Raw genomic sequence first — 23,710 nt, forward strand, 5'->3', positions numbered from 1 at the left:
TCTCAGGCGGCCGCCCGCACCAGGGCGTCGAAGATCCGCTGCTGGGCCGGGTCCTCGTGGGCGGTGTCCTCCGGGTGCCACTGCACGGCGGTGAACCAGCCCTTCGCCCCGGGCAGTTCGACGGCCTCGACCGTCCCGTCGGCCGCCCGGCCGGTGACGGCCAGGCCCTGCCCGAGCCGGTCCACGTGCTGGTGGTGGTAGCAGGAGGCCGCGACCTCCTCGCCGCCGGTGATCCCGGCCAGCGCGGAACCGGGGGTGAGCGCGACGGGCTGCCGGACGTGCCGGTGCTCGCGCCCAGGGCCGCCCATGTCCTGGTGCAGGGTGCCGCCCAGCACGGTGTTGACGACCTGGAGGCCGCGGCAGACCGCCAGCAGCGGCACCCCGCCCGCCAGGGCCTGCCGGGCGAGTTCCAGGTCGAAGGCGTCCTGCTCCTCGTCCACGTCGTAGACCGCCTCGTGGGCGTCGGCCGCGCCGTAGCGGTGGGGCGCCAGGTCCCCGCCGCCGGGCAGCAGCAGGGCGTCGAAGCGGGCCAGCCGGGCGGCGACCTCCGCCGGGTCGGCGGCGCCGCCGGGGGCGTGCGGGTGCAGGGTGACGGGCTCGCCGCCGGCCCGCCAGACGGCCTCGATCAGGGCCCGGGCGTTGACCTCGGCGGCGTAGCGCAGCGCGGAGGTGGAGGCGGCGAAGCGGGCGGGGACGGCGATCAGCGGACGGTGGCTCACAGCTGGATCCAGGTGGTCTTGAGTTCGGTGTACTTCTCCAGGGCGTGGGCGGACTTGTCGCGCCCGTTGCCGGACTGCTTCATTCCGCCGAAGGGCACGGTGAGGTCGCCCTCCTCGTAGCAGTTGACCCAGACCGTGCCGGCCCTGAGGGCGCGGGAGACCTGGTGGGCGGTGGACAGGTCGGAGGTCCACAGCCCGGCCGCGAGGCCGTACTCGGTGGCGTTGGCGAGGGCGACGGCCTCGTCCAGGTCGTCGAAGGCGAGGACGGACAGCACCGGGCCGAAGACCTCCTCGCGGGCCAGCCGGCTGTCCGGGGCGACCCGGTCGAAGACGGTCGGCTGGAGGTAGCAGCCGCCGGTCGCGGTCAGGGTGCGCTCGCCGCCGGCGCGCAGGCGGGCGCCGTCGTCCAGGGCGGTGCGGACGTGGCCGAGGACCCGGCCGAGGTGCTGTTCGCCGACCAGGGCGCCCATCTCGGTGGCGGGGTCGAGCGGGTCGCCCACCCGCAGGGCGCGGGCGCGCGCCACGACGGCTTCGGTGACCCGTTCGGCGACGGAGGAGTGGACCAGCAGCCGGGAGGGCGCGGTGCACATCTCGCCCTGGTTGAAGAAGATGCCCCAGGCGGCGGTGGCCGCGGCCCGCTCCAGGTCGGGGGCGTCGGGCAGCACGATGTTGGGCGACTTGCCGCCCAGTTCCAGCCAGACCCGTTTGAGGTTGGAGTCGGCGGAGTAGCGCAGGAAGTGGCGGCCGACGGCGGTGGAGCCGGTGAAGGCGAGGACGTCGACGTCGGGGTGAAGGCCGAGGGCCCGGCCGGCCACCGGCCCGTCACCGGCCACGACGTTGAGGACGCCCGGCGGCAGTCCGGCCGCCAGGCCGATCCGGCCGAGCAGCAGGGCGGACAGGGGGGAGTTCTCCGAGGGCTTGAGCACCACGGTGCAGCCGGCGGCGAGCGCCGGGGCGACCTTCCAGCCGGCCAGGGTGAGCGGGAAGTTCCAGGGGACGACCGCGCCGACCACCCCGGCGGGCTCCCGGGTGACGAGGGCGAGGGCGTCGGGCGCGGTGCGCGGGGACTCGTCGGTGAGCTTGTCGGCGAGCCCGCCGTACCAGCGGAAGGTGCTGATCAGGGCCCGCAGCTCGATGTCATGGGCGTCGGTGACCGGCTTGCCCATCTCCAGGCTGACGGTGAGCGCCAGTTCGGCCCGCCGCTCCTCCAGGAGGTCGGCGAGGCGCAGCAGGACGCGACCGCGTTCGGCGGGGGACAGGCGCGGCCACGGGCCGTGGTCGAAGGCCCGGCGGGCGGCGGCGACGGCCGCGTCGACCTCGGGCGCACCGGCGTCGGCGACCTCGGCCAGCACCCGGCCGTCGCGGGGGGACACCACGGGGAACGTGCCGCCGCCGCCGGCTTCGTCGGCGCCGTCGATCAGGTGCTCGCGGACGGGCCGGAAGGCCTCGGCCCGGCGGAGCCAGTCCTCGTGGGTGGCGGGGGTCATACGGTCCTCCAGAAGGGGTGGGCGGCGCGCGCCCGGGCTGCCGGGCGCGCGCCGTCGGGCAGACGTCAGCCGCGTCGGCGCCGGATCAGGTGGTTGGCCACCCCGAGCGCCAGCACCACGGGCACCGAGCCGACGAGCCAGACGGCGGTGCTCGCCCCGCCGCCGATCAGGGTGGTGAAGTTGGCCAGGATGAGCCAGATGGCGCCCGCGATGCCGAGCGCGCCCAGCACGGGCGCGATCAGGGTGTTCCACACCCGGGTGTCCACCCGCCGGCGGCGGAAGAACACCACGACCGACACCGAGGTCAGCAGGTAGAGCAGCATCATCGCCAGCACGGCGAGCCCGCTGAACCAGGAGAAGAGGCTGAGCACCGGGTCCTCGCCGGCCACCGCGAAGGGCACGACCAGCAGGACGGCGATGGCGGTCTGCACCCGGCCGGCCGTCGCCGGGGCGTGCTTGCCGTTCAGCCGGCAGAGCCGCGCGGGCAGTTGGCCGTCCCGGGCGAGGCAGAACAGGTAGCGGCCGGCGGAGTTGTGGAAGGTCAGCACGCCGGCGAACAGCGAGGTGGCGAGCAGCACCGGCAGGACGCCGCCGAGCCAGCCGCCGAACAGGTCGGTGACGGGGGCGAAGACGAAGCCGGCGGAGTCCCCGGCCGCCAGCGCCCTGCCCGCAGCCTCCGGCGCCTTCGAGGCGCCGTACGAGGAGATCAGCGTCCACGAGGTGAGGGCGAAGAAGCCGGTGACGACGAGCACCGAGAGGTAGGTGGCGCGCGGCACCGTCCTCTTGGGGTCCTTGGCCTCCTCGCCGTAGATGGCGGTGGCCTCGAAGCCGAACATCGAGGCCAGGGCGAACATCACGGCGACGCCGGGCGCCCCCTGGAGGGCGGCGGAGGGGGAGAAGCTGTCGGCCGGGCCGAGGCCCTCGGGCCCGCCGCCCCTGGCCAGGGTGACCAGGCCGAAGAGCGCCAGGATGCTGAACTCGGCGAGCACGAAGGCGGCCAGCACCCTGGCGCCCATCTCGATGCCCAGGGCGCCGAGGGCCTGCACCACCGCCATCGTCACCAGGGTGTAGACCCACCAGGGGAGGTCCAGCGGGGTGTGCTCGGCGACGAGCCCGCTGACGATCGAGCCGTACAGGCCGTACATCCCCGCCTGGATGACGCAGTAGGAGAACAGTGCGACGGCGGCGCTGCCCGCGCCGGCGGTCCGGCCGAGGCCGGCGCCGATGTACGTGTAGAAGGCGCCGGCGTCCACGACGTGGCGGCCCATCGCGATGAACCCGACCGAGAAGAGCAGGATCACCGCCCCGGCCAGCACGTAGGCGGCGGGGGTGCCGGAGCCGTTGCCGAGGGCGACCGACAGCGGGGCGGCGCCCGCGATGCCCGTCAGCGGGGCCTGGCCGGACAGGACGAAGAAGAGGATGCCGAGGACGCCCAGGGCGTTGGGCTTGAGCGTGGACGTGGTGGGGGCGTCCCGCTCGGTCCGCTCTGCGGAAGTCGTCCGACTGTCCACAGGGATCACCTGCCAGATAGGAGTGGGGGAGTCGTTTCGGGTCAAACGAGTTGCCTCATCGTGGGGTGCAACTATCCGTTTGGCAAGGGGTTGGGCGGCAGGAAAACCGGGCGTCCGGCCTCGTCAGCCCGCGTCCGACTCCCCGGAGGGCTCGGCGGCGGGCTCGGCGGCGGGCGCTTCGGCCGGCCGCTCGGACGCCGCCGCCAGCCGGGCCAGCAGGCCCCGGAGTTCGCCCAGCGCCTCCTCGGTGGCCTCGCGCTCGCCGAACACCAGCTGGTGCAGCACCAGCCCCTCCAGCGCGGCGAACACCAGCCGGGAGGTGCCCCGGCTGACCGGGCCGGGCAGGATCCGGTCCAGCTCCCGGCGGCTGGCCTCGAAGTACTCCTCGTACAGGCCGCGCAGGTGCGGCAGCAGCTCCGGCCTGCGCCGCGCCTCCAGCAGCAACTCGTACTGGAACACCTGGAGTTCGGGACCGCTCTCGACCATGTCGGCCAGCCCCGCGGAGAAGTCGGCCGGGCGGCCGGTGCCGGCGCCGAGCGCGCTGGCGCTCAGCGAGGAGCGGACGGCGTGGGCGACGGCCTCCTCGATCAGCGCGTCGCGCGAACCGAAGTGGTGCACCACGAGCCCGTGGGTGACCCCGGCCTCCTGGGCGACGGCCCGGTAGGTGAGGTGCCGCAGACCGCCCCGGGCGACCACGCGCACGGCGGCGTCCAGCAGGGCCGTCCGGCCCGTCCCGTAGTTCGTGACGCGCTTGCGGGCGCCGCGCCCGCGGACGGGCCGGGCGGGCTCCGCGCCCCCGGAGGGCCGCTCGGCGTCCGGGTGCTCGACGGGGTCGGTCATGGGGGCGACCCTACCGGGGCCCACCGGTCAGCGCTTCGGCGGCCGGATGCCGCGGAACTCCCAGTCGCCGCCGAGGGCGGTGGACAGGACCTCCTCGGACTCCGTGGGCTGCGCCCCCACGTCGGTGCGCACCGGGGTCGGCCCGGTGACGACGTGGTTGGTGAGCCGGCCGAGCCCCTCGACCTCCACCTCGACGACGTCCCCCGGCTTCACCGGACGGGAGTTGGCGGGGGTGCCGGAGAGCAGGACGTCGCCGGGGTAAAGGGTGATGGTGCGGGCGATGTCGGCGACGAGGTAGTGCATGTCCCAGGTCATCTCGTCGGTGGAGCCGTCCTGGACGACCTCGCCGTTGACGTAGGTGCGCAGCCGCTTGCCGCGGAAGTCCCAGTCGGTGACCAGCCCGGGGCCGAGCGGGCACAGCGTGTCGGAGCCCTTGACCCGGAGCATCGAGCCGGCGTCGGTGTCCCGGAAGTCGTGCAGGCCGTAGTCGTTGGCGACGGTGTACCCGGCGATGAACTCGCCCGCCTCGGCGGGGGAGATGTTGCGGGCGGTGCGGCCGATGACGATGGCCACCTCGCCCTCGTAGTTGAGCCACTTGCAGCCCTCGGGGCGGACGATCGCGCCCCGGTGGGAGTTGAGCGAGGAGGTCGGCTTGTGGAAGTAGGTGGGGGTGTCGGGCAGGCCGATCCGGAACTCGTCCACCCGGCTGCGGTGGTTGAGGTGGACGGCGATGATCTTCGAGGGCACGACGGGCGGCAGGTGCCGGGCGTCCTCGACCGCGACGCGGCGGCCGTCACCGGCGACCAGTTCGTCGCCCTCGCGCACGGTCTCCACGGCGGCGCCGTCGAGCAGGATGCGGCGGTACTCGGGCATGGCGGGGGCCTTTCTAGCTGAGGCTGTGGGGGTTGCGGGGGCCGGGCGCGGCGGCGGGCAGTCCGGCGCCCGTCCAGCCGTTCCCGGGGCGGTCGAACCAGAGGTGGACCTGGCCGGTGCCGATGGAGTTCTCGTACTCGCCGTACTGGCGCGCCCTCGCGGTGCACGCCCGCTCGCCGAGGGCGCCGGCCATCATCAGGTAGTGGAAGAACCTGGCCTCGGGCTTGTACCGCCAGAACTCGTCCATGGTGTCGAGGACCCTGTCGTGGCGGCCCTCCTTGAACCAGGCGATCCGCTCCTCGTCGGCGGCGCGGGCCTGCGGGGTGAAGACGTGCGACGGGTCGCTGGACTCGTGGTCGCGCAGTTCGCGCAGCGGCCAGAAGGTGTGCGACAGGGCGCCGGAGGCGATCAGCAGCACCCGCCGGCCGGGGGTGGCGGCGATGCCGTCGGCCAGGGCCCGGCCCAGGCGCAGGTGGTCCTCCATGTCGCCGGTCTGGCAGACGCCGATGGTCACCCAGCGCTTGTCCGGCAGGCCCTCGCCGAGGAACTTCCACAGGTTGATGGTGGCGTAGTAGACCGGAAGGTAGGCGTCGTCGATCGGGGTGATCCAGGTGCCGTGCTTGTCGGCGAACCCGGCGATGTTGCGGGCGAGTTCGGGATCGCCGGGGTAGTCGAACGGCATCCGGCACATGCCGCGCGGCAGTTCCTCGGAGGTGAACAGCCCGGCCCGGCGGTCCTGGGCGGTGACGACGAACTCGACGGTGGTCGCCCAGTGGGAGTCCAGGACGACGACGGTGTCGTAGTCGTCGCGGGCGAAGACGTCCTCGCGCAGCTGCCGCAGGCCGGTGACGAGGGTGATCTCCCGGCCCTCGTTCAGCTGGAGCCTGGTCTCCTCGGGCAGCACGACGGTGGGGACGTGGGCGAGCAGGCCCGCGCCGACGATCTCACCCATGGTCGGCCCAGCCCTTCGGCGCGGTGACGGTGTTCTTGACGTCGCAGTAGAAGTCGAAGCTCCAGGTGCCGCCCTCGCGGCCGACGCCCGAGTGCCGGGAGCCGCCGAACGGGGCCTGGAGGTCCCGGACGAAGAAGCAGTTGACCCAGACGGTGCCGGCCACCAGCCGCTCGGTGACGCGCCGGGCGCGCTCCCGGTCACCGGTGGCGACGGTGGCGGCCAGGCCGAAGCGGGTGTCGTTGGCGAGGCGGACCGCCTCGTCCTCGTCGCGGAAGGTCTGGAGGGTCAGGACGGGGCCGAAGACCTCCTCCTGGACGATCTCCGAGTCCTGGGCGACACCGGTGAGCAGCGTCGGCGCGTAGTACTGGCCGTCCAGCCGCCTGCCGCCGATCTCGGCGGTGGCGCCGGCCGCGAGGGCCCGCCGCACGAAGCCGTCGATCTTCTCCAGCTGGCGGGGGTGGATGTTCGGGCCGATGTCGGTCGCCTCGTCGCGCGGGTCGCCCTGCACGATGCGGGAGGCCTTCTCGACGAAGCGGCGGGTGAACTCCTCGGCGACCGTCTCCTCGACCAGGAGCCGGGTGGCGGCCAGGCAGACCTGGCCGGCGTTGTCGTACTGCTCCACCGCGAGGTCGACGGCGAGGTCGAGGTCGGCGTCGGCGAAGACCAGCAGCGGGGACTTGCCGCCCAGTTCGAGGCTGAGCGGGGTCAGGTTGGCGGCGGCCGAGGCGGCGATGTGCCTGGCGGTGGGCACCGAGCCGGTGAAGCTGATCCGGCGCACGTCGGGGTGCGCGGTGAGGGCGTCGCCGATCTCGGAGCCCAGCCCCTGCACCACGTTGAGGACGCCGGCCGGCAGTCCGGCCTCGGCGGCGATGTCGGCGAGCAGCGAGGCCGTCAGCGGAGACCACTCGGCGGGCTTGAGGACGACGGTGTTGCCGGCCGCCAGCGCCGGGGCGACCTTCCAGGTGGCCAGCATCAGCGGCGCGTTCCACGGGGTGATCAGCACGCAGGGGCCGGCCGGGTCCCAGCTGACGTGGTTGGTGTGGCCCCGGGTCTCGAAGTCCTCGTGGGCGAGCCCCAGCAGCCAGTCGGCGAAGAACCGGAAGTTGTGCGCGACCCGGGGCATGACGCCGCGCCGGTGCGAGCGCAGCAGGGCGCCGTTGTCGGCCGTCTCCACGACGGCCAGGTCCTCCAGCCGGCGCTCCACGCCGTCGGCGATCGCGTGCAGCAGGCGGGCCCGCTCCTCGCGCGGGGTGGCGGCCCAGCCGGGGAAGGCCGCCTTGGCGGCGGCGACCGCCGCCCCGGCCTCGGCCGCGGTGCCCCGGGCGATCTCGCCGAGGACGGCGCCGTCGATGGGCGAGACGTCGGTGAAGGTGCCGGCGGAGGCGACGCGCTCGCCGCCGATCCAGTGCCGGGTGTCGACGGCGACGCCGGCGACGGTGGTGGTGTGGTCGCTCATGACCTGGGGCTCCTCGTGCGTCCTCGGGTAGGGCGGGTTCGGCGGGGGTTCACTCGGCGCCGGAGGCGTTGGTGGCGAGCAGCCTGCCGCCGTCCCACACCACCCCGACCTGCCGGTAGTAGGCGGCGATCGGCTCGCGGACCTCCAGCCGGGCCAGCTCCTCGGTGGGCGACTCGAACAGCTCCAGGTCGGCGTCCCCGACCCAGGGCGTCCCGGCCTCGAAGGAGGAGGCGCCGGAGGCGACCAGCTCGTCCAGGGCGAGGCCCTTGCCCTTCTCGATCGAGGGCAGCCAGCGGTGGTGGGCCATCGGGTGGCCGTTGACGAAGCCGTTGGTCCCGGACGGCTCGCGCAGGGTGACGACGGCCTGGGCCAGCCGGCGGTCCGCGGCGGCGAGGGTGGCGCCGAAGCGGGCGCCGGCCTCGATGCGCGGGGCCGGGCCGTACGGGTGGGGGCGGGTCTGGTGGATGGAGCCGAGCTTCTTCGGGTAGCCCTGGTGCAGTCCGCGGGCGATGGCGAAGTCCTTGTCGACCCAGATGTACACGCAGCGGCTGTACGTCTGACCCTGGAACTTGCAGCGGACGACGGCGAACGCCTCCTTGTACTGGGCGAGCACCGGGTCGAGCAGTTCCCGCCCGGAGGCGGAGCAGGACTGCCAGTCGGCCCAGATCAGCGCGACGGCGCCCGGGTCCTCGTCGGCGAGCTCCAGCGGCTCGGGCAGCAGCTCGCGCACCCGGGCCGGGTCGGTGCGGTACTCGATGGTGAGCAGGTCGCCGGAGTAGCGCCACGGCGGCGAGGGGATCAGCGAGGAGGCGCCGGTCGCCGTCTTGGGGTGGAAGTATCCACGGACAGTGGCCACTTGGGGTTCCTTACGCGGTGGGGGAGAGGTGCTGGGGAGCGGGCCGCCGGAGCAGTGCGGCGCGGTGGCGGGCGGCGGCGGCCGCGGCGCTCTGGCCGCCCAGGGCGACGACGCCGACGAGGAGGCCGTCCCGGTGGTAGCCGACCAGGACGTCGCCGTCGGGGTCGCCCTCCAGGACGCGCACGTCGTCGCGGCCGAGGGCGGGGGAGCCGAAGGACTGGAGCCGGAAGTCGTGCTGGTCGCTCCAGAAGGTCGGCAGCGGGGCGAACGGCTCCAGGCCGTGGCCGGTGCCGGTGAGGTGGGCGGCGAGCACCCGGGCGGCGTGCTTGGCCGTGTCGGTGGGGATGGACCAGTGCTCGACGCGGCGCGCGACGCCGTCGTAGCGGGCGTTGGGGAAGCGGGCGACGTCGCCGACGGCGACCACCTCGGGGCGTCCGCCGGCCCGCAGGTGCTCGTCCGTGAGCACGCCGTCGGTCAGGTCCAGGCCGTTGCCCGCCAGCCACTCGGTGTTGGCGACGGAGCCGACCGACTCCACCACCACGTCCGCGGGCAGCACCCGGCCGTCGGCCAGGGCGACCCCGGTGACCCGCTCCCCGCCCTCGAAGCCGGTCACCCCGGTGCCGAGGGCGAAGCGCACGCCGCGCTCCCGGTGGCGGGTGAGCAGCGCGCCGGCCAGCAGTTCGCCGAGCGGGCCGACCATGGGCAGCGGCATCGGGTCGACCACGGTGACCTCGGCGGCGCCGAGGGCCACCGCGGTGGCGGCCACCTCGCAGCCGATGAAGCCGGCGCCGACCACGACGACCCGCACGCCCGGGCGGGTCAGCGCCTCGCGCAGGCCCCGGGCGTCGGCCAGGGTGCGGACGGTGTGCCGGCCGGCCACCGGTCCGGGGCAGTTCAGCCGCCGGGGCCGCATGCCGGTGGCCACCACGAGGCCGCGGTAGGGCAGGGTCTCGCCGTCCGCCAGTTCGACCGTCCGGCCGTCGAGGTCGGCCCGGGCGACAGCGGTGCCCAGGCGCCACCGGACGTCGGCGACGGCGGCGCGGGGCCGGAAGGCGAGCGACTCGAAGGTCGCCTTGCCGGCCAGGACCTCCTTGGACAGCGGAGGCCGGTTGTACGGCATGTGGGGTTCGTCCCCGACCAGGGTGATCGGACCGTCCCAGCCCGCGGCGCGCAGCTGTTCGGCGGCGCGCAGGCCGGCCATGGAGGCGCCGGCCACGACGATGGGTGCGGTCACGGCTCAGTCCTCGATCCGGATGGCCTGGAGCGGGCAGACGTCGGCGGCCTCCTCGACCTCGGCGCGCAGCGACTCGTCGGGGTCGGCGACGTAGGCGAGGTGCCCGTCGTCGTCGAAGCGGAAGACGTCGGGGGCGGCGAAGACGCACTGGCCGTGGTCCTGGCACTTGTTCATGTCGACGACGACCTGCATGGCCGGTCCTCCTGGTGCTGTGGGGGAACGTCGGGAAGGGGGTGGGGAGGGGCGCGGGCCCGCTGGGGCCGGATCCCGGCCGGGGGCGGCGTGCGCCGGGCGGCGGTGTCGACCCGCCAAAACGTTTGATGCCAAATAACGTAGGAGCGAGTCGCCCCGGGGTCAATAGCTATCCAGATGGATAAATTTATGCGTCAGACCCCTTGCGGGACGGTGACCGGCGTCCCTACCGTTTGCCACCAGTGAGCGAGCGGCATCCTGCGTCCCCCAGCAGTCCGAAGCCGCCGCGTTTCCTTCCCCCAGCGCCGCGAGCGCTGGGAGGCGCCCCCACTTCCCCCAGGAGACACCGGTGAGCGCATCCACCACCCCACCCGTCCGCCACCACCAGGAGCGGCTGGCCGCCGAGGGCATCGACGTGGTCCGGGTGACCTATCCCGACCTCATCGGCACCGAGCGGGCCCGGGACGTGCTGCTGGACCACCTGCCCTCGGCCTGCGACCACGGCCTCGCCTTCTGCCGGGCCGTCTACCACACCAGCCCCCAGGGCGACGTCGTCCCCGTCCCCGGCGGCCTGGACGCCGGCCTGCCCGACATCTGCGTCCGCCCCGACCTGGACACCCTGACCGCCCTGCCCTGGGAGCCCGGAGTCGCCACCTGCCTCGGCGACGTCACCGACCCGGCCACCGGCCGGCCCGCCCCCGAATCCCCCCGCGACCTGCTGCGCGGCGTGGTCGAGCGCTGCCGTCAGTACGGCCTGCACCCGGTCGTGGGGCCGGAGTTGGAGTACTTCCTGTGCGACGAGGCGCCCGGGACGGAGCGCGGCTGGCGCCGCTACAGCGACGCCACCGGCGTCGTCTACACCGCGGGACTGCGCGCCGACGGGGACAACCACCTGCTGCGCACCCTGCGCCTGCTGCGCGACCTGGAGATCGGCGTCAGCAGCGGCAACCACGAGTTCGACGGCTCCCAGTTCGAGATCAACCTGACCCACTCGGACGCCATGTCGGCCGCCGACCGCGCCTTCCGCTTCAAGTCCGCCGTCAAGGAACTCGCCCGCAGGGAAGGCCGGTTGGCCACCTTCATGGCCAAGCCCTTCCAGGGCGCGGGCGGATCGGGCTTCCACCTCCACCTGTCCTGCGTGGACGAGGAGGGCGCCAACGCCTTCGCGGACCCGGCCGCGCCGTACGGGCTCAGCGCCACCGCCCGCCACGCGGTGGCCGGCGTCCTCGCCCACGCCCCGGCCCTCGCCGCGCTGGCCAACCCGACCGTCAACTCCTACAAGCGGTTCGGCCCCGACACCCTCGCCCCCTGGCTGGTCGACTGGGGGCTGGACAACCGCAGCGCCATGGTCCGCATCCCGCCGGAGCGCGGCTCCGCCAGCCGCTTCGAACTGCGGCTGGGCGACGCCAGCGCCAACCCCTACCTGCTCATCGCGGGCACCCTCGCGGCGGCGCTGCTGGGCGTCGTCGCCGGCGACGAGCCCGCCGCCCCGCTGGAGGGCTACGGCTACGACCCCGCCAAGTCCGCCCTGCTGCCCGCCTCGCTGCCCGCCGCGCTCGACGCGCTGGAGGCGGACACCGCCCTGACCGAGGTGCTCGGCAAGGACTTCACCACCGCCTACCTCTCGTACAAGCGCGACGAGGTCGCCCGCTTCCATCGGCACGTCACCGACTGGGAGTTCACCGAGTACGCCCACCACCTGTAAGACGCCGAGGAGCGAACCCATGACCACCGTGCCCACCGTGCCCGCCTCCGGCGCCGCCCACGAGCCGATGCCCCTGGACCAGGTGAACCTGGCCGATCTCGACAACTTCACCGACGGCGTCACCCCGTGGCGGATGTTCCACACCCTGCGCCACGAGGACCCGGTCCACTGGCAGGAGGAGGAGGCGCCCAACTCCGGCTTCTGGTCGGTCACCCGGCACGCCGACATCGCCCGGGTCGACCGGGACGCCGAGACCTTCACCTCCACGAAGTTCGTGAACCTGGAGGAGGTCGACGACGACCAGATCAAGAAGCGCGCCTCGATCCTGGAGCTGGACGGCGTGCGCCACCGGGCCATGCGCAGCCTGCTCCAGCGCCAGTTCGGCGCCACCGTGATCAACAGCTACGCCGACTTCCTGCGCGGCCTGACCGCCAGCACGCTGGACGCCGCCCTGGCCAAGGGCACCTTCGACTTCGTCAAGGAGGTCTCCGCGGACTTCCCGATCAACGTCCTCGCCCGCCTCCTGGACGTCCCGCCGGAGGACAACCAGCAGCTCATCGACTGGGGCAACCGGATCATCGGCAACACCGACCCGGACTACGCCGACGTCCTGCTGCACAGCGAGGAGAGCGAGAAGTACCGCGACCTGCCGTTCCGTTCGCCCGCCTCCCTGGAGGTCTTCGCGTACGGCCGCGAGCTCGCCCGTCAGCGGCGCGGCGGCGACGGCACCGACCTGATCTCCCGGCTGGTCAACGAGACCCCGCGCGACGGGGTGCCGCTGTCGGCGCAGGACTTCGACAACTACTTCCTGCTCCTGGTCGTGGCCGGCAACGAGACCACCCGGCACACCATCAGCCACTCGATGCTGGCGCTGCTCCAGCACCCCGAGCAGCTCGCCCGCCTCCAGGAGGACCCGTCGCTGATCCCCGGCGCGGTGGAGGAGTTCCTGCGCTGGGCCTCGCCGGTCTACCACTTCCGCCGCACCGCCACCCGGGACGTCGAGCTCGGCGGCAAGCGGATCAAGGAGGGCGACAAGGTCGTCATGTGGTTCGCCTCCGGCAACCGGGACGAGGAGGTCTTCGGCAACCCGTACGACTTCGACGTCACCCGCCGGGACAACGACCACGTCACCTTCGGCAAGGGCAGCCCGCACCTGTGCCTGGGCAACCTGCTGGCGCGCACCGAGATCCGGATCATGTTCGAGGAGCTGATCCCGCGCCTGGCGGGCATCAGGCTGGCCGGGGACGTCCCGCGGGTGCGCTCCAACTTCGTGAACGGCATCAAGAGGCTGCCGGTGGAGGTCACCCTCGCCTGACGGGCCGCTCCGGCGGGGCGGGTGGCGGGGCCGGCGGGTGTTCTCCTCGTCCGGGGGGAGACGAGGAGGGCGTCGGCCGGGTCTCGTCCGGCACCGGCCCTGCTGCGGACGGGCGGTCAGAAGACGACGTGGCCCTGGGAGGGAACGAGGAGGATGATGCGCAGGTCCGGGTTCCCGTCGGCGGTCAGCAGGTGGGAGACCACCTGGACGGGGGCCGGGCTGATGTGGCCGAGGTGGAGGGTGAACCGGTGGTTCTCCCAGGTCTCCGCCTCGGCGGCCTCCGCCAGCAGCGCGGCGGCCCGGCCGTGCTGCGCCTTGAAGCCGTTCAGGACGGCGTGCAGGAACGGATCGTCGGGCCGCTCGGACAGCGCGAGCTTCAGCATGCCGACGTAGCGCCGGGCGTGGGAGTCCCAGCCGTGCAGGGTGGCCGGAGCCGAGGGGTCGGTCAGCGCCCAGGAGACGATGTTGGCCGGCTCCTCGGCGAGCGAGGGGAACCAGCGCACCATGGCCTGGTTGCGGTGCAGCACGTTCCAGCGGGAGTCCATCACGAAACCCGGGTTGGGCTCCTGGCCGCGCAGCAGGTCCTTGATCCAGCCGGGCAGCCGGGGCCGGAGCCGCTCGGGTGCCTGGATCCGCTCGGGAGAGCGGCGCTGGGCCGGGAACCGGGGGACGGCCGGCGCGGGCAGCTGGACGGCCGGGGCGGGGGCGAGGGTGTTCGCGGTGGCCCGCAGGGTGTGGTAGACGGCCTCCAGCTGCGGTGAGGGGCGCACACCCAGCGAGCCGGAGAGGATCTTGCGCAGGTTGGTGAACTCGTCCATCGCCTCCAGCACCCGGCCGGAGTCGGCCAGGGTGGTCATCAGGATCTCCCACAGCCGCTCCTGCAACGGCCGTTGGGCGACCTCGCGACGCAGCCGGGTGATCACCGCGGGGGCGCCGAGCTCCTTGACGGCCAGTCGGCACCAGACCTCCAGCGCGGCGTCCCGCTCCTCGTGCAGGGAGACCGCCTCGGTGGCGAAGGGGTGCCCTTCGAGGCCGTCCAGGGCCGGTCCGCGCCAGAGGTCGAGGGCGTCGGAGAGCTGTTCCATGGCCGCGTGCTCGTCGCCGTCGTGCAGCAGGGAGCGGGCCTGGCGGATGGCGTCCCGCCACAGCACGACGTCGCTCTGCCGGGCGTTGAGGGTGATGCGGTAGCCGCCGGGCTCGGTGCGGATCAGGTCCTTGCCGCCGGGCAGACTCTGCCGCAGCCTGGAGATGATCTTGCGGATCTGGTCGATCGCGCTGTCGGGCTCACTGCCTCCCCAGGTGGACTCGATCAGGCGGTGGTTGGGGATCACGTGCGGGGAGGTGAGCACGAGGTGGACCAGCACGCGTCTGGTGGCATCACCCCGGATGTGCATCGGCTCCCCGTTGAGCCAGATGGTCGGGGCCCCCAGCAGACTGACGTGGAAGGCCTCCTGGGCGGCGACTCCGGCGACCTTCGGGGACTCGGCGGCCGTCGGGGCGGGCGCGGGGCGGGAGTGGTGCGCGGAGGGCCGCGGGTCGATGGTGGCGAACGTGGCGATGGAACCGTTCACGGGTATCAGGCCTGTCGTCAGTGGGGTGGCGGTGGGCGTGTTCATCCGAACAGTTCGGCGATAGCGGCACGTTGACCCTCCGTCAGGTCGGGTGCCGAGCCGGCCGCGATGTTTCCCAGCAGGTGGGCGGGGCTGATGGTGGCGGGCAGGGTGACGTGCACGCGCGGGTCGGACAGCCCCCAGCGCAGCAGGGCCTCGGCGGGCCCGGCGCAGCCGGCCTCGGCCAGCGCGCGGGCGTCGGGCGTCCGGTCCAGCAGGCCGCCCTCGGCGAAGGGGCGCATCACCAGCACGCCCAGGTCCAGTTCGCGGGCCAGCGGCAGGACGCGCCGCTCGACGTCGCGCTCACGGGGGTTCAGCGGGATCTGGACGGCGTCGAACACGCCGGTGCGCATGGCCTGTTCGAGCTCGGCCGCGGTGCCGCCGCCGAAGGCGCGGTCGCGCCAGTAGGTCAGGCCCAGCGCCCCGATCCGGCCGCGCTCGCGCTCCCGCTGGAGCCACGGCGCGTGGACCTGCCAGCCGATCAGGTGGTGCAGCTGGAGGAGGTCGACCCGGCCGTCGAAGAGGTCCAGCTGGTGCTCGAACTGGCGGCGGCCGGCGGCCGGGGTGTCGGCCCAGATCTTGGTGGCCACGAAGGCCCGCTGCCGGTCGGCGCCCAGGGCGCGGGCCAGCACCCCTTCGGAGCGCCCGTAGACCGGTGCGGTGTCGAAGACCCGCACCCCGTGGTCCAGGGCCAGCCGGACGATCTCGCGGGCCAGGTGCTCGCGTCCGGCGGGGAGGTCGAAGCGGCGCCAGGTGCCGAGTCCGACGCGGGGCAGGGTGAGGCCGGTGCGCCCGAGTTCACGAGCCGGCAGCGGAGGGGGGACTGCGTGGGGTTTCTCGGAGAAGGCCATGTCTCAAGACTTATCCCAATCGAGAGTTTTCATGCAACTAGTTGGTTTAAATAGCGGAGAGTCACGGGCTCGGTGACATGCGGCGATGCCCGCGGCCCGCCGCGCCCGGTCGGGCAAACGTGACCTACATGACAATCGGGGGCGGACCTGAGGGTGTCCCCATCCGCCCCCGATCGAGGGAAACTTGACGGACCGCCAGGCCCGTCTGTGGCTCAGTTCGAGAGGCCGAGCAGCTCCGCGAGGTTCTCGCCCATCACCCGGGCCCGGGCCGCGGCGTCCGGGATCACCCGCTCGACCAGGATGCGGTTGGTGTACATGTCGGCGAACGGGGTGTTGGAGCCGAACAGGCAGCGCTCGGGCACCTCGGCGGCGGCCAGCCGGGGCGCCAGCGAGACGAAGGAGGAGCCCAGGTCCAGGTAGAGGTTGGGGATCTCCTTGACCAGCTCGATGGTCTCCAGCCAGTTGAGGCCGCCCAGCACCCCGATGACCACCGGCACCGACGGGAAGGAGCGGGCGAGCGCCGCGGTGGTGCGGATGTCCCCGGCGGTCTGCGGCGCGAACCCGTGCACCAGCAGCGGCAGCGCCCGGCCGCCCACCGCCGCCTCGTGGACGGCCTGGAACACCGGCTCCAGGCCCGCCGCCTCGTCGGCGCCGAAGGTCAGCTCGCCGACGCCCGCGTACCCCGGCTCCAGGACCTCCCGCTGGAGCGCCTTGGCCGTCTCCTCGTACGGCAGGCCCACCGGCACCTTGCCGAAGGCCACGAAGCGGTCGCCGCCCTCGGCCAGCGCCTCCCGCAGCTCCCGGGTGGGCCGCTCGCGGCCGTCCGCCTCGCCCTGGAGCACCCGGTGCAGGACGGACATCTCCTGCTTGAACGAGGCGATGTCGGTGGAGTGTTCGATGTGCGGCAGGGTCGACAGCAGCACCGCGCGGTCGATGCCCGCCTCGTTCATCGAGGCGATCTGCGCCGAGGTCGGCAGGACGACGTGCTGGTGGCAGTCAAAGATCATCGGATGTGCCCTTCGGGGTCGTGGCTGATCGGGGATTGACGGAACATCAGGTCATGATGACGGCCCAGTACGGGTTGAGCTTGCCCTCCAGCATGTGCAGCGCCTGGATCGCGATGAAGCCCTCGTCGGTGGTCTCCGACGGGCCGCCGGGCAGCCGCCCGAAACCGCCGTCCGAGGACTGCCGGGCGGCGATCCAGGCCCGGCAGGCCGCCGGGTCCGACGGGCCCGACCCCAGCACGTACAGCGAGGCGATCGCGTGGTACGAGCCGACGAAGCTCTCCGGGCCCGACGGGCGGTAGCGGAAGCCGCCGGCCTCGGTCTGGAGGCCGCGCAGCCAGGCGGTGGTCAGCTCGTGGCGCGGCGGCTCCAGGCCGAGCGCGATCAGGGTGTCCACCACCCGGAAGGTGGCGAAGGTGTCCGACGGGTGGCCGGGCTGGTTGCCGTAGCCGCCGTCCTGGTTCTGGCAGGCGGCGAAGTAGGCGACCAGGTCGTCCTCCCGCTCCGGGCGCCGGCCCAGCGCCAGCAGCGCCAGCACGGCCAGGTTGGAGTGCCAGGCGTCGCCCGGGTAGCCGGGGGCGTTGCCGAAGGCGCCCTCGGCGTGCTGGCAGGCCAGCAGGAAGTCGGCGCACTGCTCCATGTCGTAGTCGGTGCCGCCGAGCACCGTCGCCGTCAGCACCGCGCAGTAGGTGGTGAACGCCTCGGAGAGCAGGCCCGGCTGCTCGCCGAAGCCGCCGTCCGGGTTCTGGGTCGCGTAGATGCCCGCCAGCAGCTGGTCGCGGTTGTCGATCGGCTCGTCCAGCGCCATCAGGTCGGAGACCACGTGGAGCACCGAGAAGGTCTGGGCGGTGCGGTCCGAGCGCAGGCCCAGCGGCGCCCGGTACGGCGTCAGCCCGTAGCCCAGGCCCGAGGCGGTGGCGCGCAGCCACTCCAGGTAGGCCGGGAGGTCGATCAGGCCCTCGGACAGCGGCTCGCGGGCGACGTAGGACAGGTCGCGCTCCAGCGGCCAGGGCCGCAGGGCGGCGGGCACCGGCGCGGTGACCGCGGGCGGCTCCCGGTCGCCCAGCGCGGCCAGGGCCAGCAGCTGGGTGGCGGCGTGCTTCTCGTGGAACGGCACGTAGGCGGTGTTGCCGACGGAGAAGGCGCCGGCCGAACGCGGCGGCACCATGACGTGCCGGGCGAGCGGGACGGTGGCCTCCACCGGGGTGGAGAACCAGCTGCCCTGGCCCTGGAACACACCGCCGACCTCGGTGTCGGTGTAGCGCCACAGCTCGGCGGCGGCCAGCGCGGACAGCTCCTTGGCCCACACGTCGTCGGACAGCTCGGCGACCTTGTCGGCGGCCAGCACCGCCAGCGCGTGGTCGGACATCAGCTTGGCCGGGAAGGGGGACTCGGAGCGGCCGTACTCGGCGCGCAGCGGGTCGACCCGGGTCCGAGAGTCGGCGTCCAGCCGGTCCCACAGGCCCCGGCCGCGGGTGTGCTCGTGGGCGTCCAGGTGGCGCAGCACCGCGCAGGCGCGTTCGAGGGCGCTGCGGTCCGGCGAACCGGCGGCGACGGCCCGCTCGTGCAGGGCGCACCAGGCGAGCACGCCCAGCGCGCTGGCGCGCAGCCGGTAGCCGTGGAAGGTGTCGGGCTCGCCGCGCGCGGTCAGCGCCGCCCAGGCGCCGTCGGCGGAGTCGAAGGCGGCCAGCCGCTCGGTGGCCGCCGTCAGGAACGAGTCCCAGAAGGCGTCGCCGTCGTCGAGCGCCCGGGCCGCCAGCACCAGGACGGAGACCTGCTCCAGCAGGACCGCGCCGTCCAGCACCCGGGTGCCGTCGCGGTGCAGGCGGGCCGGCCAGGCGGCGGCGGTGACCGCCTCGGCGAGCGAGCGCAGGCCCGCGCGGGCCTCCTCGGCCAGGGCCGGCTCGGCCAGGACGGTGCCCGCCCGGTGCAGCGCCCACCAGGCCAGCGCCTGGACGCCCGGGGTGCGGACGTCGCCGATCGGGTGCGGGGTGCCGGTGACGTCCAGCAGTTCGTGGAAGCCCGCCGCCGCCGGGTCGTGGAAGTCGCGCAGGGCGGTCAGCAGGGTGCGGGTGCGCTCCGGCTCCTCGGCGCGGCCCAGGACCAGCAGGGCCAGCGCCGCGTCCCGCAGGGTGCGGTCGGGTGTGACCTGCTCGCCGGCGTCCCGGCCCAGGACGGCGGGGACGTGGCCCCGCCGGTCCAGGAAGTTCCGGGTGAAGAAGGCGCGCAGGGTGGGCGGTCGGGTCATCGGGACTCCTCGGTGGGTGTCAGAGGCTGTCGGGAAGGGGGACGTACCGCGGGTTGAAGCGCTCGTGCACGTACAGGCGGGCACCGTCCTCGCTGTGGATCAGGTACTCCTTGTAGAGGCACCGCTCGTCGTGGGGGGCCCACCGGTCGCTTCCGCTCCCGAGCAGGCGGCGGTGCTGGAGGGTCCGGGCGGCGCGCAGCCGGTGGCCGAGCGGAATGGGGTCCTCGGCCGAGGCGGTCCACCCGCGTGGGGGAGCGGGGAAGACCACCAGGTTGCGGCTGACCACGTCGTCCTCGTCGGTGACCAGCGCCGAGTGGCGCTCGATCACGGTGTGCCCGCGGCCCAGACCGAGCGCCGCGACCGCCTGGGGTGGGGCCTGGCGGGCGTCGACGCGGCGCTGGAGGGAGACCGACACCGACAGCGGGCGGTTCAGCATCGCCTCCAGCATCACCGTGGTCGAGCCGTCGCCCGCGAGCAGCATGCGGGCGGCGGCGTGCAGGCCGAGGGCCGCGGGCACGGCCATCAGCGGGCGCCGGACGCGGCCGCCACCAGGTGCCGGGCCGCCAGCTGGGTGCCCGGACCGTTGGGGGCGATCGCGAGCTGGCCGACGGTCGGGGCACTGGGGTCGGGGCGGCCCGCGAGGAACGGGGCCACGCTGTCGGCGAGTTCGGCGGGCGTGGGCTCGACGTGGGTGGGGAAGCCCAGGTGCTCCAGCCGGCGCGCCGCCTCCACCTCGTGGTACTCGCCGAGGCTGCCGAGCACGAAGACGGTCGGGATGCGCATCGCGGCCACCTCCGTGACGGTGATCCACCCGGGGGCGGACAGCAGCACGTTGGACTCCCGCAGCAGCGGCATCCACTCCGGCAGGTAGGGCAGCTGGACGACCGACTCGGGGGCCGGGACGGGCTCCCGGCCCAGCAGCACGAACTGGAGGTCGGGGTGGGTCTCGCGGAGCAGCTCGTAGGCCGCCAGGTAGCAGTCGATGACCTTCCGCTTGTTCTCCAGGAACATCGTGGTGCCGCCCACCGAACCGACCATCAGCGGGCCCTCCGGGATCCCGAGGTCGGCCCGGACCTTGGCGCCGTCGGCGGGCGGCGGGACCCGGCGCACCATCGGGCCGGTGAACACCGCGTTGCCGCCGGGGCGCAGCGCCCGGGCCACCGCGGTGCCCTCGTCCAGCTCGGGGACCAGCGGCTTGTCGGTGAGGACCACCTCGGCGTCCTCGACGATCCACTGGAAGCAGGCGTGCAGCGCGTTGCGGCCGTGCCGCAGGTCCTCGGGCTCGATGTCGAAGCCGCCGTCCACGAGGGTCCGGTCGTCCAGCTGGTACAGCGTGAAGTCGTACCGCTCGGTGACCAGGGCGTGCCGGGTGCGCAGGATGGCGGCGGCCATGCTGGCGGACATGTTGTAGTCGCTGACCACCAGGTCCGGCCGCTGGTCCTGGATCAGGGCCAGGTACCGCAGGATGCGCTCACCGTTGACGAAGGCCGGGGCGAGGTAGCCGCCGATGTAGCCGGGCCAGTCCATCCGGCGCCCGAGGTTGCTCTTGGTCGCGTAGTCCACCGCCCGGCCCGCCGCGAGGTCCACGACCGTCACGCCGGCGTCGGTGAACATCGGGGTGAAGGTCGACTGGAGGGAGCCGAGCAGTACGGTCAGCTCGGCGTCGGGGCGCAGCTCGCGGATCTCCCGGGCCAGCGACAGCACGCGCATGTTGTGCCCGGAGCCGGTGGCGGCGGGAGCGAACAGGATCCTCATCGTGAGCTCCTCGAGTCGGAAAGGGTGAGTACTCCTGAGGTGGTGGCGCCGGCCGGGACGTCGGCCACGACGATCGCGCCGTCGGTCACCCGGGCCCGGTCGCCGATCGCGCAGGGGCCGATGACGGTCACGCCGGCGCCGATCCGCGCGTCGGCGCCGATCGAGACCGGGCCGGGCTGCCAGGGCAGCGAGCGGCGGTCGAGGTCGTGGCCGCTGGAGAGGATCTGGAGGTCGGAGCCCAGGACGGTGCGGGCGCCGACCGAGATCCCGCCGCCGCCCTCCAGGACGGCGCGGGCGCCGATCCGCACGCCGCTGCCGAGCCTGATGCCGCCCAGCGGCGACGGCCCGTCGGGACGGCCGAGGGCGATCAGCCCGGCGCCGATCCGCACGTCCCGGCCGCCGTCGAACTCGGCGTCCAGCAGCCCGCCCAGGCCCACCTGCCAGCTCTCCGGCAGCGCGACCTGGCGCAGGCCGCGGCGGCGGACGAGGGCGAGGACCGGCGCGATGTCCGGCAGTCCGTCCTCGGTGACCGTGCGGCGGCGCAGGAACCGGGCCGGGCGGCCGACCACGATGGTGTCCTCGGGGACGTCCCCGAAGACCTGGGCGCCGGCCGCGACCACCGCGCCCGCGCCCACCCGGACGCCGGGGGCCACCACGGCCCGGGCGGCGATCCAGGCGCCGGGACCGACGGTGACCCGGGCTCCGCCCGCCGCCCCGATCCGGGCCAGGGAGGCGACCATGGCCCCGGCGCCCAGGTCGGCGGCGGCGATCTCGCTGCGGAACCCGACGAAGACGCCGGGGGCCAGGGTGGTGTCCTCCAGCCGGGCCCCCCGGCGGACCCAGCACCCCGCGTCCACGGCCGAGCCGAGGACGTGGGTGCGGGCCTCGACCAGCGCGGTGGGGTGCGGCGCGGTGTCCTGGCGCGTCGTGCCGCTCAGCGGGCTCATGCGCCGGCCAGCTCTAGCAGGTACTGGCCGTAGCCGGAGGAGGCGGAGAGCCGCTTGCCGGCCAGGGCGAGCTGCTCCCGGTCGATGAAGCCCATCCGGTAGGCGACCTCCTCGACGCAGGAGATCCGGATGCCCTGGCGCTTCTCCAGGATCTGCACGAAGGTCGAGGCCTCCAGCAGGCTGTCGTGGGTGCCGGTGTCGAACCAGGCCGAGCCGCGCCCGAGGTTGACCAGCCGGGCCCGGTTCTCCCGCACGTAGGTCAGGTTGAGGTCGGTGATCTCCAGTTCGCCGCGGGCCGACGGGGTGAGCCGGGCGGCCCGGTCCAGGGCCTCGTTGCGGTACATGTACAGGCCGGTGACGGCCAGGTTGGACTTGGGGCGGGCGGGCTTCTCCTCCAGGCTGACGATCGCGCCGTTCTCGTCGGTCTCGGCCACGCCGTAGCGCTCCGGGTCGCTGACCGGGTAGCCGAACAGCGTGCAGCCCTCCAGCCGTTCGACCTCCCGGCGCAGCATGGTCGGCAGCTCGTGGCCGTAGAAGATGTTGTCGCCCAGCACCAGGCAGAGGTCCTGGTCGCCGACGAACTCGCGGCCGATCAGCAGGGCCTGGGCCAGTCCGCCGGGGTGCTCCTGCACGGCGTAGCTCAGCTGGATGCCGAGGTCCGCGCCGTCGCCGAGCAGGTCGCGGTAGACGTCGAGGTGCTGCGGGGTGGAGATGAGCAGGATCTCCCGGATCCCCGCGTGCATCAGCACGGAGAGCGGGTAGTAGACCATCGGCTTGTCGTAGACGGGCAGAAGCTGCTTGGAATGGACGCTGGTCAGCGGACGCAGCCGGGTGCCCGACCCGCCGGCGAGGATGATGCCGCGCATGAACTCTTCCCTTCTGCTGTACAGGCGTGCGGAGGTGCTCGTCTTTCGCGTCGTACGGCGGTGCGGTGGCGCTGTTCGGTCCTGGTCGGTCCTGTTCGGTGTTCGGTCCTGTTCGTCGCCGTTCGTCGTCGTTCGTGAACGCGCTCGGGATCAGGCGGCGTTCGCCAGCAGCGGCCGCCACCAGTCGGCGTTGTCGCGGTACCAGGCGACGGTGCTCGCGATGCCCTCCTCGAAGGTGACCTGCGGGCGGTAGCCGAGGCGGCGCAGCTTGCCGTCGTCGAGCGAGTAGCGGCGGTCGTGGCCCTTGCGGTCGGCGACGGTGCGCACCGAGCTCCAGTCCCGGCCCATCGCGCGCAGCAGCACGTCGGTGAGCTCGCGGTTGGTCAACTCCCGTCCGCCGCCGATGTTGTAGACCTCGCCGGGGGCGCCCTGCTCCAGCACCAGCTGGATGCCCCGGCAGTGGTCGTCCACGTGCAGCCAGTCGCGCACGTTCAGGCCGTCGCCGTACAGCGGGACGGTGCCGCCGCCCATCAGCGTGGTGACGAACAGCGGGATGACCTTCTCGGGGAACTGGTACAGGCCGTAGTTGTTGCTGCACCGGGTGATGCTGACGTTCAGGCCGTGGGTGCGGGCGTACGAGCGCACCAGCAGGTCGGCACTGGCCTTGGCGGCGGCGTAGGGGGAGTTGGGCTCCAGCGGCCACTCCTCCGTCCAGGAGCCCTCGGCGATCGAGCCGTACACCTCGTCGGTGGACACGTGGACGAAGCGGGGGAGGCCCTCCTGGAGGGCGGCGCGCAGCAGGTTGTGCGCGCCGACGATGTTGGTGTGCACGAACTCGGTCGAGTTTCCGATCGAGCGGTCCACGTGGGATTCCGCGGCGAAATTCACCACCGCGTCGACCTCGGAGACCAGCTTGGGCACCAGCGTCTCGTCGGCGATGTCGCCCTGGACGAATCGCAGTCGGCCGTCGCCGGAGACCGGATCCAGATTCCGCAGGTTTCCGGCGTAGGTGAGTTTGTCGAGAACGGTGACTCCGGTCACATCGGAACCGAGGTCGCCGGCGAGCAGGCGGCGGACGTAGTTGCTGCCGATGAATCCGGCACCACCGGTCACCAGGATGTGCATGGGGAAGGCTCCTCCGGTCGCTGTCGAGAGGGCGAAGGTCCCTGGTGCCGACCGGGCGGGGCGCGGCGGCGATGGCGCGCCGGTCGAGGCCCGCGGCAGTTCCTCAGGGGCGGGTCCTATAGAAACAGCAGAACGTTCTTCCGCCCTACCGTCGACCTACCGTC

The 23,710-nt window shown here is 73.5% G+C and carries 21 protein-coding genes; 2 read left to right on the forward strand and 19 right to left on the reverse strand.

What is annotated here, in order from left to right; all coding sequences use genetic code 11:
* Positions 1 to 2: 2 nt before the first annotated feature.
* The 10 genes from ACZ55U_RS03875 to ACZ55U_RS03920 form a co-directional block, all read right to left on the reverse strand.
* Positions 3 to 719 (reverse strand): gamma-glutamyl-gamma-aminobutyrate hydrolase family protein, encoded by a 717-nt coding sequence (locus ACZ55U_RS03875; RefSeq protein ID WP_465522091.1) that lies wholly within the window; start codon positions 717 to 719, stop codon positions 3 to 5.
* On the reverse strand, positions 716 to 2,206 hold the full coding sequence (locus ACZ55U_RS03880) for an aldehyde dehydrogenase (protein WP_465522093.1): 1,491 nt from the start codon (positions 2,204 to 2,206) through the stop codon (positions 716 to 718). Before ACZ55U_RS03880 ends, ACZ55U_RS03875 begins: the two co-directional genes overlap by 4 nt.
* A gap of 65 nt (positions 2,207 to 2,271) precedes the next feature.
* Positions 2,272 to 3,717 (reverse strand): APC family permease, encoded by a 1,446-nt coding sequence (locus ACZ55U_RS03885; RefSeq protein WP_465522095.1) that lies wholly within the window; start codon positions 3,715 to 3,717, stop codon positions 2,272 to 2,274.
* Between the two features lie 123 nt (positions 3,718 to 3,840).
* Positions 3,841 to 4,557, reverse strand: coding sequence for a TetR/AcrR family transcriptional regulator (locus ACZ55U_RS03890; protein WP_465522097.1), 717 nt, complete (start codon positions 4,555 to 4,557; stop codon positions 3,841 to 3,843).
* A gap of 27 nt (positions 4,558 to 4,584) precedes the next feature.
* On the reverse strand, positions 4,585 to 5,430 hold the full coding sequence (locus ACZ55U_RS03895) for a fumarylacetoacetate hydrolase family protein (RefSeq protein ID WP_465522099.1): 846 nt from the start codon (positions 5,428 to 5,430) through the stop codon (positions 4,585 to 4,587).
* A gap of 13 nt (positions 5,431 to 5,443) precedes the next feature.
* Entirely contained in the window at positions 5,444 to 6,382 is a 939-nt protein-coding gene (locus ACZ55U_RS03900) for a 3,4-dihydroxyphenylacetate 2,3-dioxygenase (protein ID WP_465522101.1), read from the reverse strand.
* Positions 6,375 to 7,838: an aldehyde dehydrogenase gene (locus ACZ55U_RS03905; RefSeq protein WP_465522103.1), complete on the reverse strand. Its 1,464-nt coding sequence runs from the start codon at positions 7,836 to 7,838 to the stop codon at positions 6,375 to 6,377. The genes ACZ55U_RS03900 and ACZ55U_RS03905 overlap by 8 nt, the downstream gene beginning before the upstream one ends.
* Positions 7,839 to 7,887: 49 nt before the next feature.
* Entirely contained in the window at positions 7,888 to 8,694 is an 807-nt protein-coding gene (locus ACZ55U_RS03910; RefSeq protein WP_465522105.1) for an acetoacetate decarboxylase family protein, read from the reverse strand.
* Between the two features lie 10 nt (positions 8,695 to 8,704).
* A complete protein-coding gene (locus tag ACZ55U_RS03915; protein WP_465522107.1) occupies positions 8,705 to 9,928 on the reverse strand; it encodes an NAD(P)/FAD-dependent oxidoreductase in 1,224 nt (407 codons plus the stop codon).
* 3 nt (positions 9,929 to 9,931) lie between these two features.
* Entirely contained in the window at positions 9,932 to 10,120 is a 189-nt protein-coding gene (locus ACZ55U_RS03920) for a ferredoxin (RefSeq protein WP_465522109.1), read from the reverse strand.
* Positions 10,121 to 10,469: 349 nt separating this feature from the next.
* Between ACZ55U_RS03920 and ACZ55U_RS03925 the strand changes: the two genes are divergently transcribed.
* Positions 10,470 to 11,825, forward strand: coding sequence for a glutamine synthetase family protein (locus ACZ55U_RS03925; protein ID WP_465522111.1), 1,356 nt, complete (start codon positions 10,470 to 10,472; stop codon positions 11,823 to 11,825).
* A gap of 19 nt (positions 11,826 to 11,844) precedes the next feature.
* Positions 11,845 to 13,140: a cytochrome P450 gene (locus tag ACZ55U_RS03930; RefSeq protein ID WP_465522113.1), complete on the forward strand. Its 1,296-nt coding sequence runs from the start codon at positions 11,845 to 11,847 to the stop codon at positions 13,138 to 13,140.
* 116 nt (positions 13,141 to 13,256) lie between these two features.
* Here the strand turns inward: ACZ55U_RS03930 and ACZ55U_RS03935 are convergent, their stop codons facing one another.
* The 9 genes from ACZ55U_RS03935 to rfbB all read right to left on the reverse strand — a co-directional run bounded on the left by ACZ55U_RS03935 (position 13,257) and on the right by rfbB (position 23,546).
* The gene (locus tag ACZ55U_RS03935; protein ID WP_465522115.1) at positions 13,257 to 14,756 is read right to left on the reverse strand and encodes a BTAD domain-containing putative transcriptional regulator; all 1,500 of its coding nucleotides are present in this window, start codon (positions 14,754 to 14,756) and stop codon (positions 13,257 to 13,259) included.
* Positions 14,753 to 15,601 carry an aldo/keto reductase gene (locus ACZ55U_RS03940; protein WP_465522117.1) on the reverse strand — a complete coding sequence of 283 codons (849 nt, stop codon included), beginning with the start codon at positions 15,599 to 15,601 and terminating at the stop codon, positions 14,753 to 14,755. The genes ACZ55U_RS03935 and ACZ55U_RS03940 overlap by 4 nt, the downstream gene beginning before the upstream one ends.
* Positions 15,602 to 15,813: 212 nt before the next feature.
* The gene (locus ACZ55U_RS03945; protein ID WP_465522119.1) at positions 15,814 to 16,608 is read right to left on the reverse strand and encodes an amidohydrolase family protein; all 795 of its coding nucleotides are present in this window, start codon (positions 16,606 to 16,608) and stop codon (positions 15,814 to 15,816) included.
* 46 nt (positions 16,609 to 16,654) lie between these two features.
* The gene (locus ACZ55U_RS03950; RefSeq protein ID WP_465522121.1) at positions 16,655 to 18,853 is read right to left on the reverse strand and encodes a prenyltransferase/squalene oxidase repeat-containing protein; all 2,199 of its coding nucleotides are present in this window, start codon (positions 18,851 to 18,853) and stop codon (positions 16,655 to 16,657) included.
* A gap of 19 nt (positions 18,854 to 18,872) precedes the next feature.
* A complete protein-coding gene (locus ACZ55U_RS03955) occupies positions 18,873 to 19,376 on the reverse strand; it encodes a hypothetical protein (RefSeq protein ID WP_465522123.1) in 504 nt (167 codons plus the stop codon).
* Positions 19,376 to 20,608 carry a glycosyltransferase family protein gene (locus ACZ55U_RS03960; RefSeq protein WP_465522125.1) on the reverse strand — a complete coding sequence of 411 codons (1,233 nt, stop codon included), beginning with the start codon at positions 20,606 to 20,608 and terminating at the stop codon, positions 19,376 to 19,378. Before ACZ55U_RS03960 ends, ACZ55U_RS03955 begins: the two co-directional genes overlap by 1 nt.
* Positions 20,605 to 21,555 carry a DapH/DapD/GlmU-related protein gene (locus ACZ55U_RS03965; protein WP_465522127.1) on the reverse strand — a complete coding sequence of 317 codons (951 nt, stop codon included), beginning with the start codon at positions 21,553 to 21,555 and terminating at the stop codon, positions 20,605 to 20,607. The genes ACZ55U_RS03960 and ACZ55U_RS03965 overlap by 4 nt, the downstream gene beginning before the upstream one ends.
* Entirely contained in the window at positions 21,552 to 22,421 is an 870-nt protein-coding gene (gene rfbA / locus ACZ55U_RS03970) for a glucose-1-phosphate thymidylyltransferase RfbA (protein ID WP_465522129.1), read from the reverse strand. Before rfbA ends, ACZ55U_RS03965 begins: the two co-directional genes overlap by 4 nt.
* Before the next feature lie 150 nt (positions 22,422 to 22,571).
* Positions 22,572 to 23,546 carry a dTDP-glucose 4,6-dehydratase gene (gene rfbB / locus ACZ55U_RS03975; RefSeq protein WP_465522131.1) on the reverse strand — a complete coding sequence of 325 codons (975 nt, stop codon included), beginning with the start codon at positions 23,544 to 23,546 and terminating at the stop codon, positions 22,572 to 22,574.
* Positions 23,547 to 23,710 lie beyond the last annotated feature (164 nt).

Source organism: Kitasatospora sp. NPDC034533 (assembly GCF_055575155.1).

What these genes read in the sequence shown, in the direction of transcription:
- ACZ55U_RS03950 (WP_465522121.1), bottom strand. Translation starts at nt 18,853, where the DNA reads ATGACCCGACCGCCCACCCTGCGCGCCTTCTTCACCCGGAACTTCCTG.
- rfbB (WP_465522131.1), bottom strand. Translation starts at nt 23,546, where the DNA reads ATGCACATCCTGGTGACCGGTGGTGCCGGATTCATCGGCAGCAACTAC.
- ACZ55U_RS03945 (WP_465522119.1), bottom strand. Translation starts at nt 16,608, where the DNA reads ATGATCTTTGACTGCCACCAGCACGTCGTCCTGCCGACCTCGGCGCAG.
- ACZ55U_RS03890 (WP_465522097.1), bottom strand. Translation starts at nt 4,557, where the DNA reads ATGACCGACCCCGTCGAGCACCCGGACGCCGAGCGGCCCTCCGGGGGC.
- ACZ55U_RS03935 (WP_465522115.1), bottom strand. Translation starts at nt 14,756, where the DNA reads ATGAACACGCCCACCGCCACCCCACTGACGACAGGCCTGATACCCGTG.
- ACZ55U_RS03955 (WP_465522123.1), bottom strand. Translation starts at nt 19,376, where the DNA reads ATGGCCGTGCCCGCGGCCCTCGGCCTGCACGCCGCCGCCCGCATGCTG.
- ACZ55U_RS03940 (WP_465522117.1), bottom strand. Translation starts at nt 15,601, where the DNA reads ATGGCCTTCTCCGAGAAACCCCACGCAGTCCCCCCTCCGCTGCCGGCT.
- ACZ55U_RS03900 (WP_465522101.1), bottom strand. Translation starts at nt 6,382, where the DNA reads ATGGGTGAGATCGTCGGCGCGGGCCTGCTCGCCCACGTCCCCACCGTC.
- ACZ55U_RS03905 (WP_465522103.1), bottom strand. Translation starts at nt 7,838, where the DNA reads ATGAGCGACCACACCACCACCGTCGCCGGCGTCGCCGTCGACACCCGG.
- ACZ55U_RS03960 (WP_465522125.1), bottom strand. Translation starts at nt 20,608, where the DNA reads ATGAGGATCCTGTTCGCTCCCGCCGCCACCGGCTCCGGGCACAACATG.
- rfbA (WP_465522129.1), bottom strand. Translation starts at nt 22,421, where the DNA reads ATGCGCGGCATCATCCTCGCCGGCGGGTCGGGCACCCGGCTGCGTCCG.
- ACZ55U_RS03965 (WP_465522127.1), bottom strand. Translation starts at nt 21,555, where the DNA reads ATGAGCCCGCTGAGCGGCACGACGCGCCAGGACACCGCGCCGCACCCC.
- ACZ55U_RS03920 (WP_465522109.1), bottom strand. Translation starts at nt 10,120, where the DNA reads ATGCAGGTCGTCGTCGACATGAACAAGTGCCAGGACCACGGCCAGTGC.
- ACZ55U_RS03880 (WP_465522093.1), bottom strand. Translation starts at nt 2,206, where the DNA reads ATGACCCCCGCCACCCACGAGGACTGGCTCCGCCGGGCCGAGGCCTTC.
- ACZ55U_RS03930 (WP_465522113.1), top strand. Translation starts at nt 11,845, where the DNA reads ATGACCACCGTGCCCACCGTGCCCGCCTCCGGCGCCGCCCACGAGCCG.
- ACZ55U_RS03895 (WP_465522099.1), bottom strand. Translation starts at nt 5,430, where the DNA reads ATGCCCGAGTACCGCCGCATCCTGCTCGACGGCGCCGCCGTGGAGACC.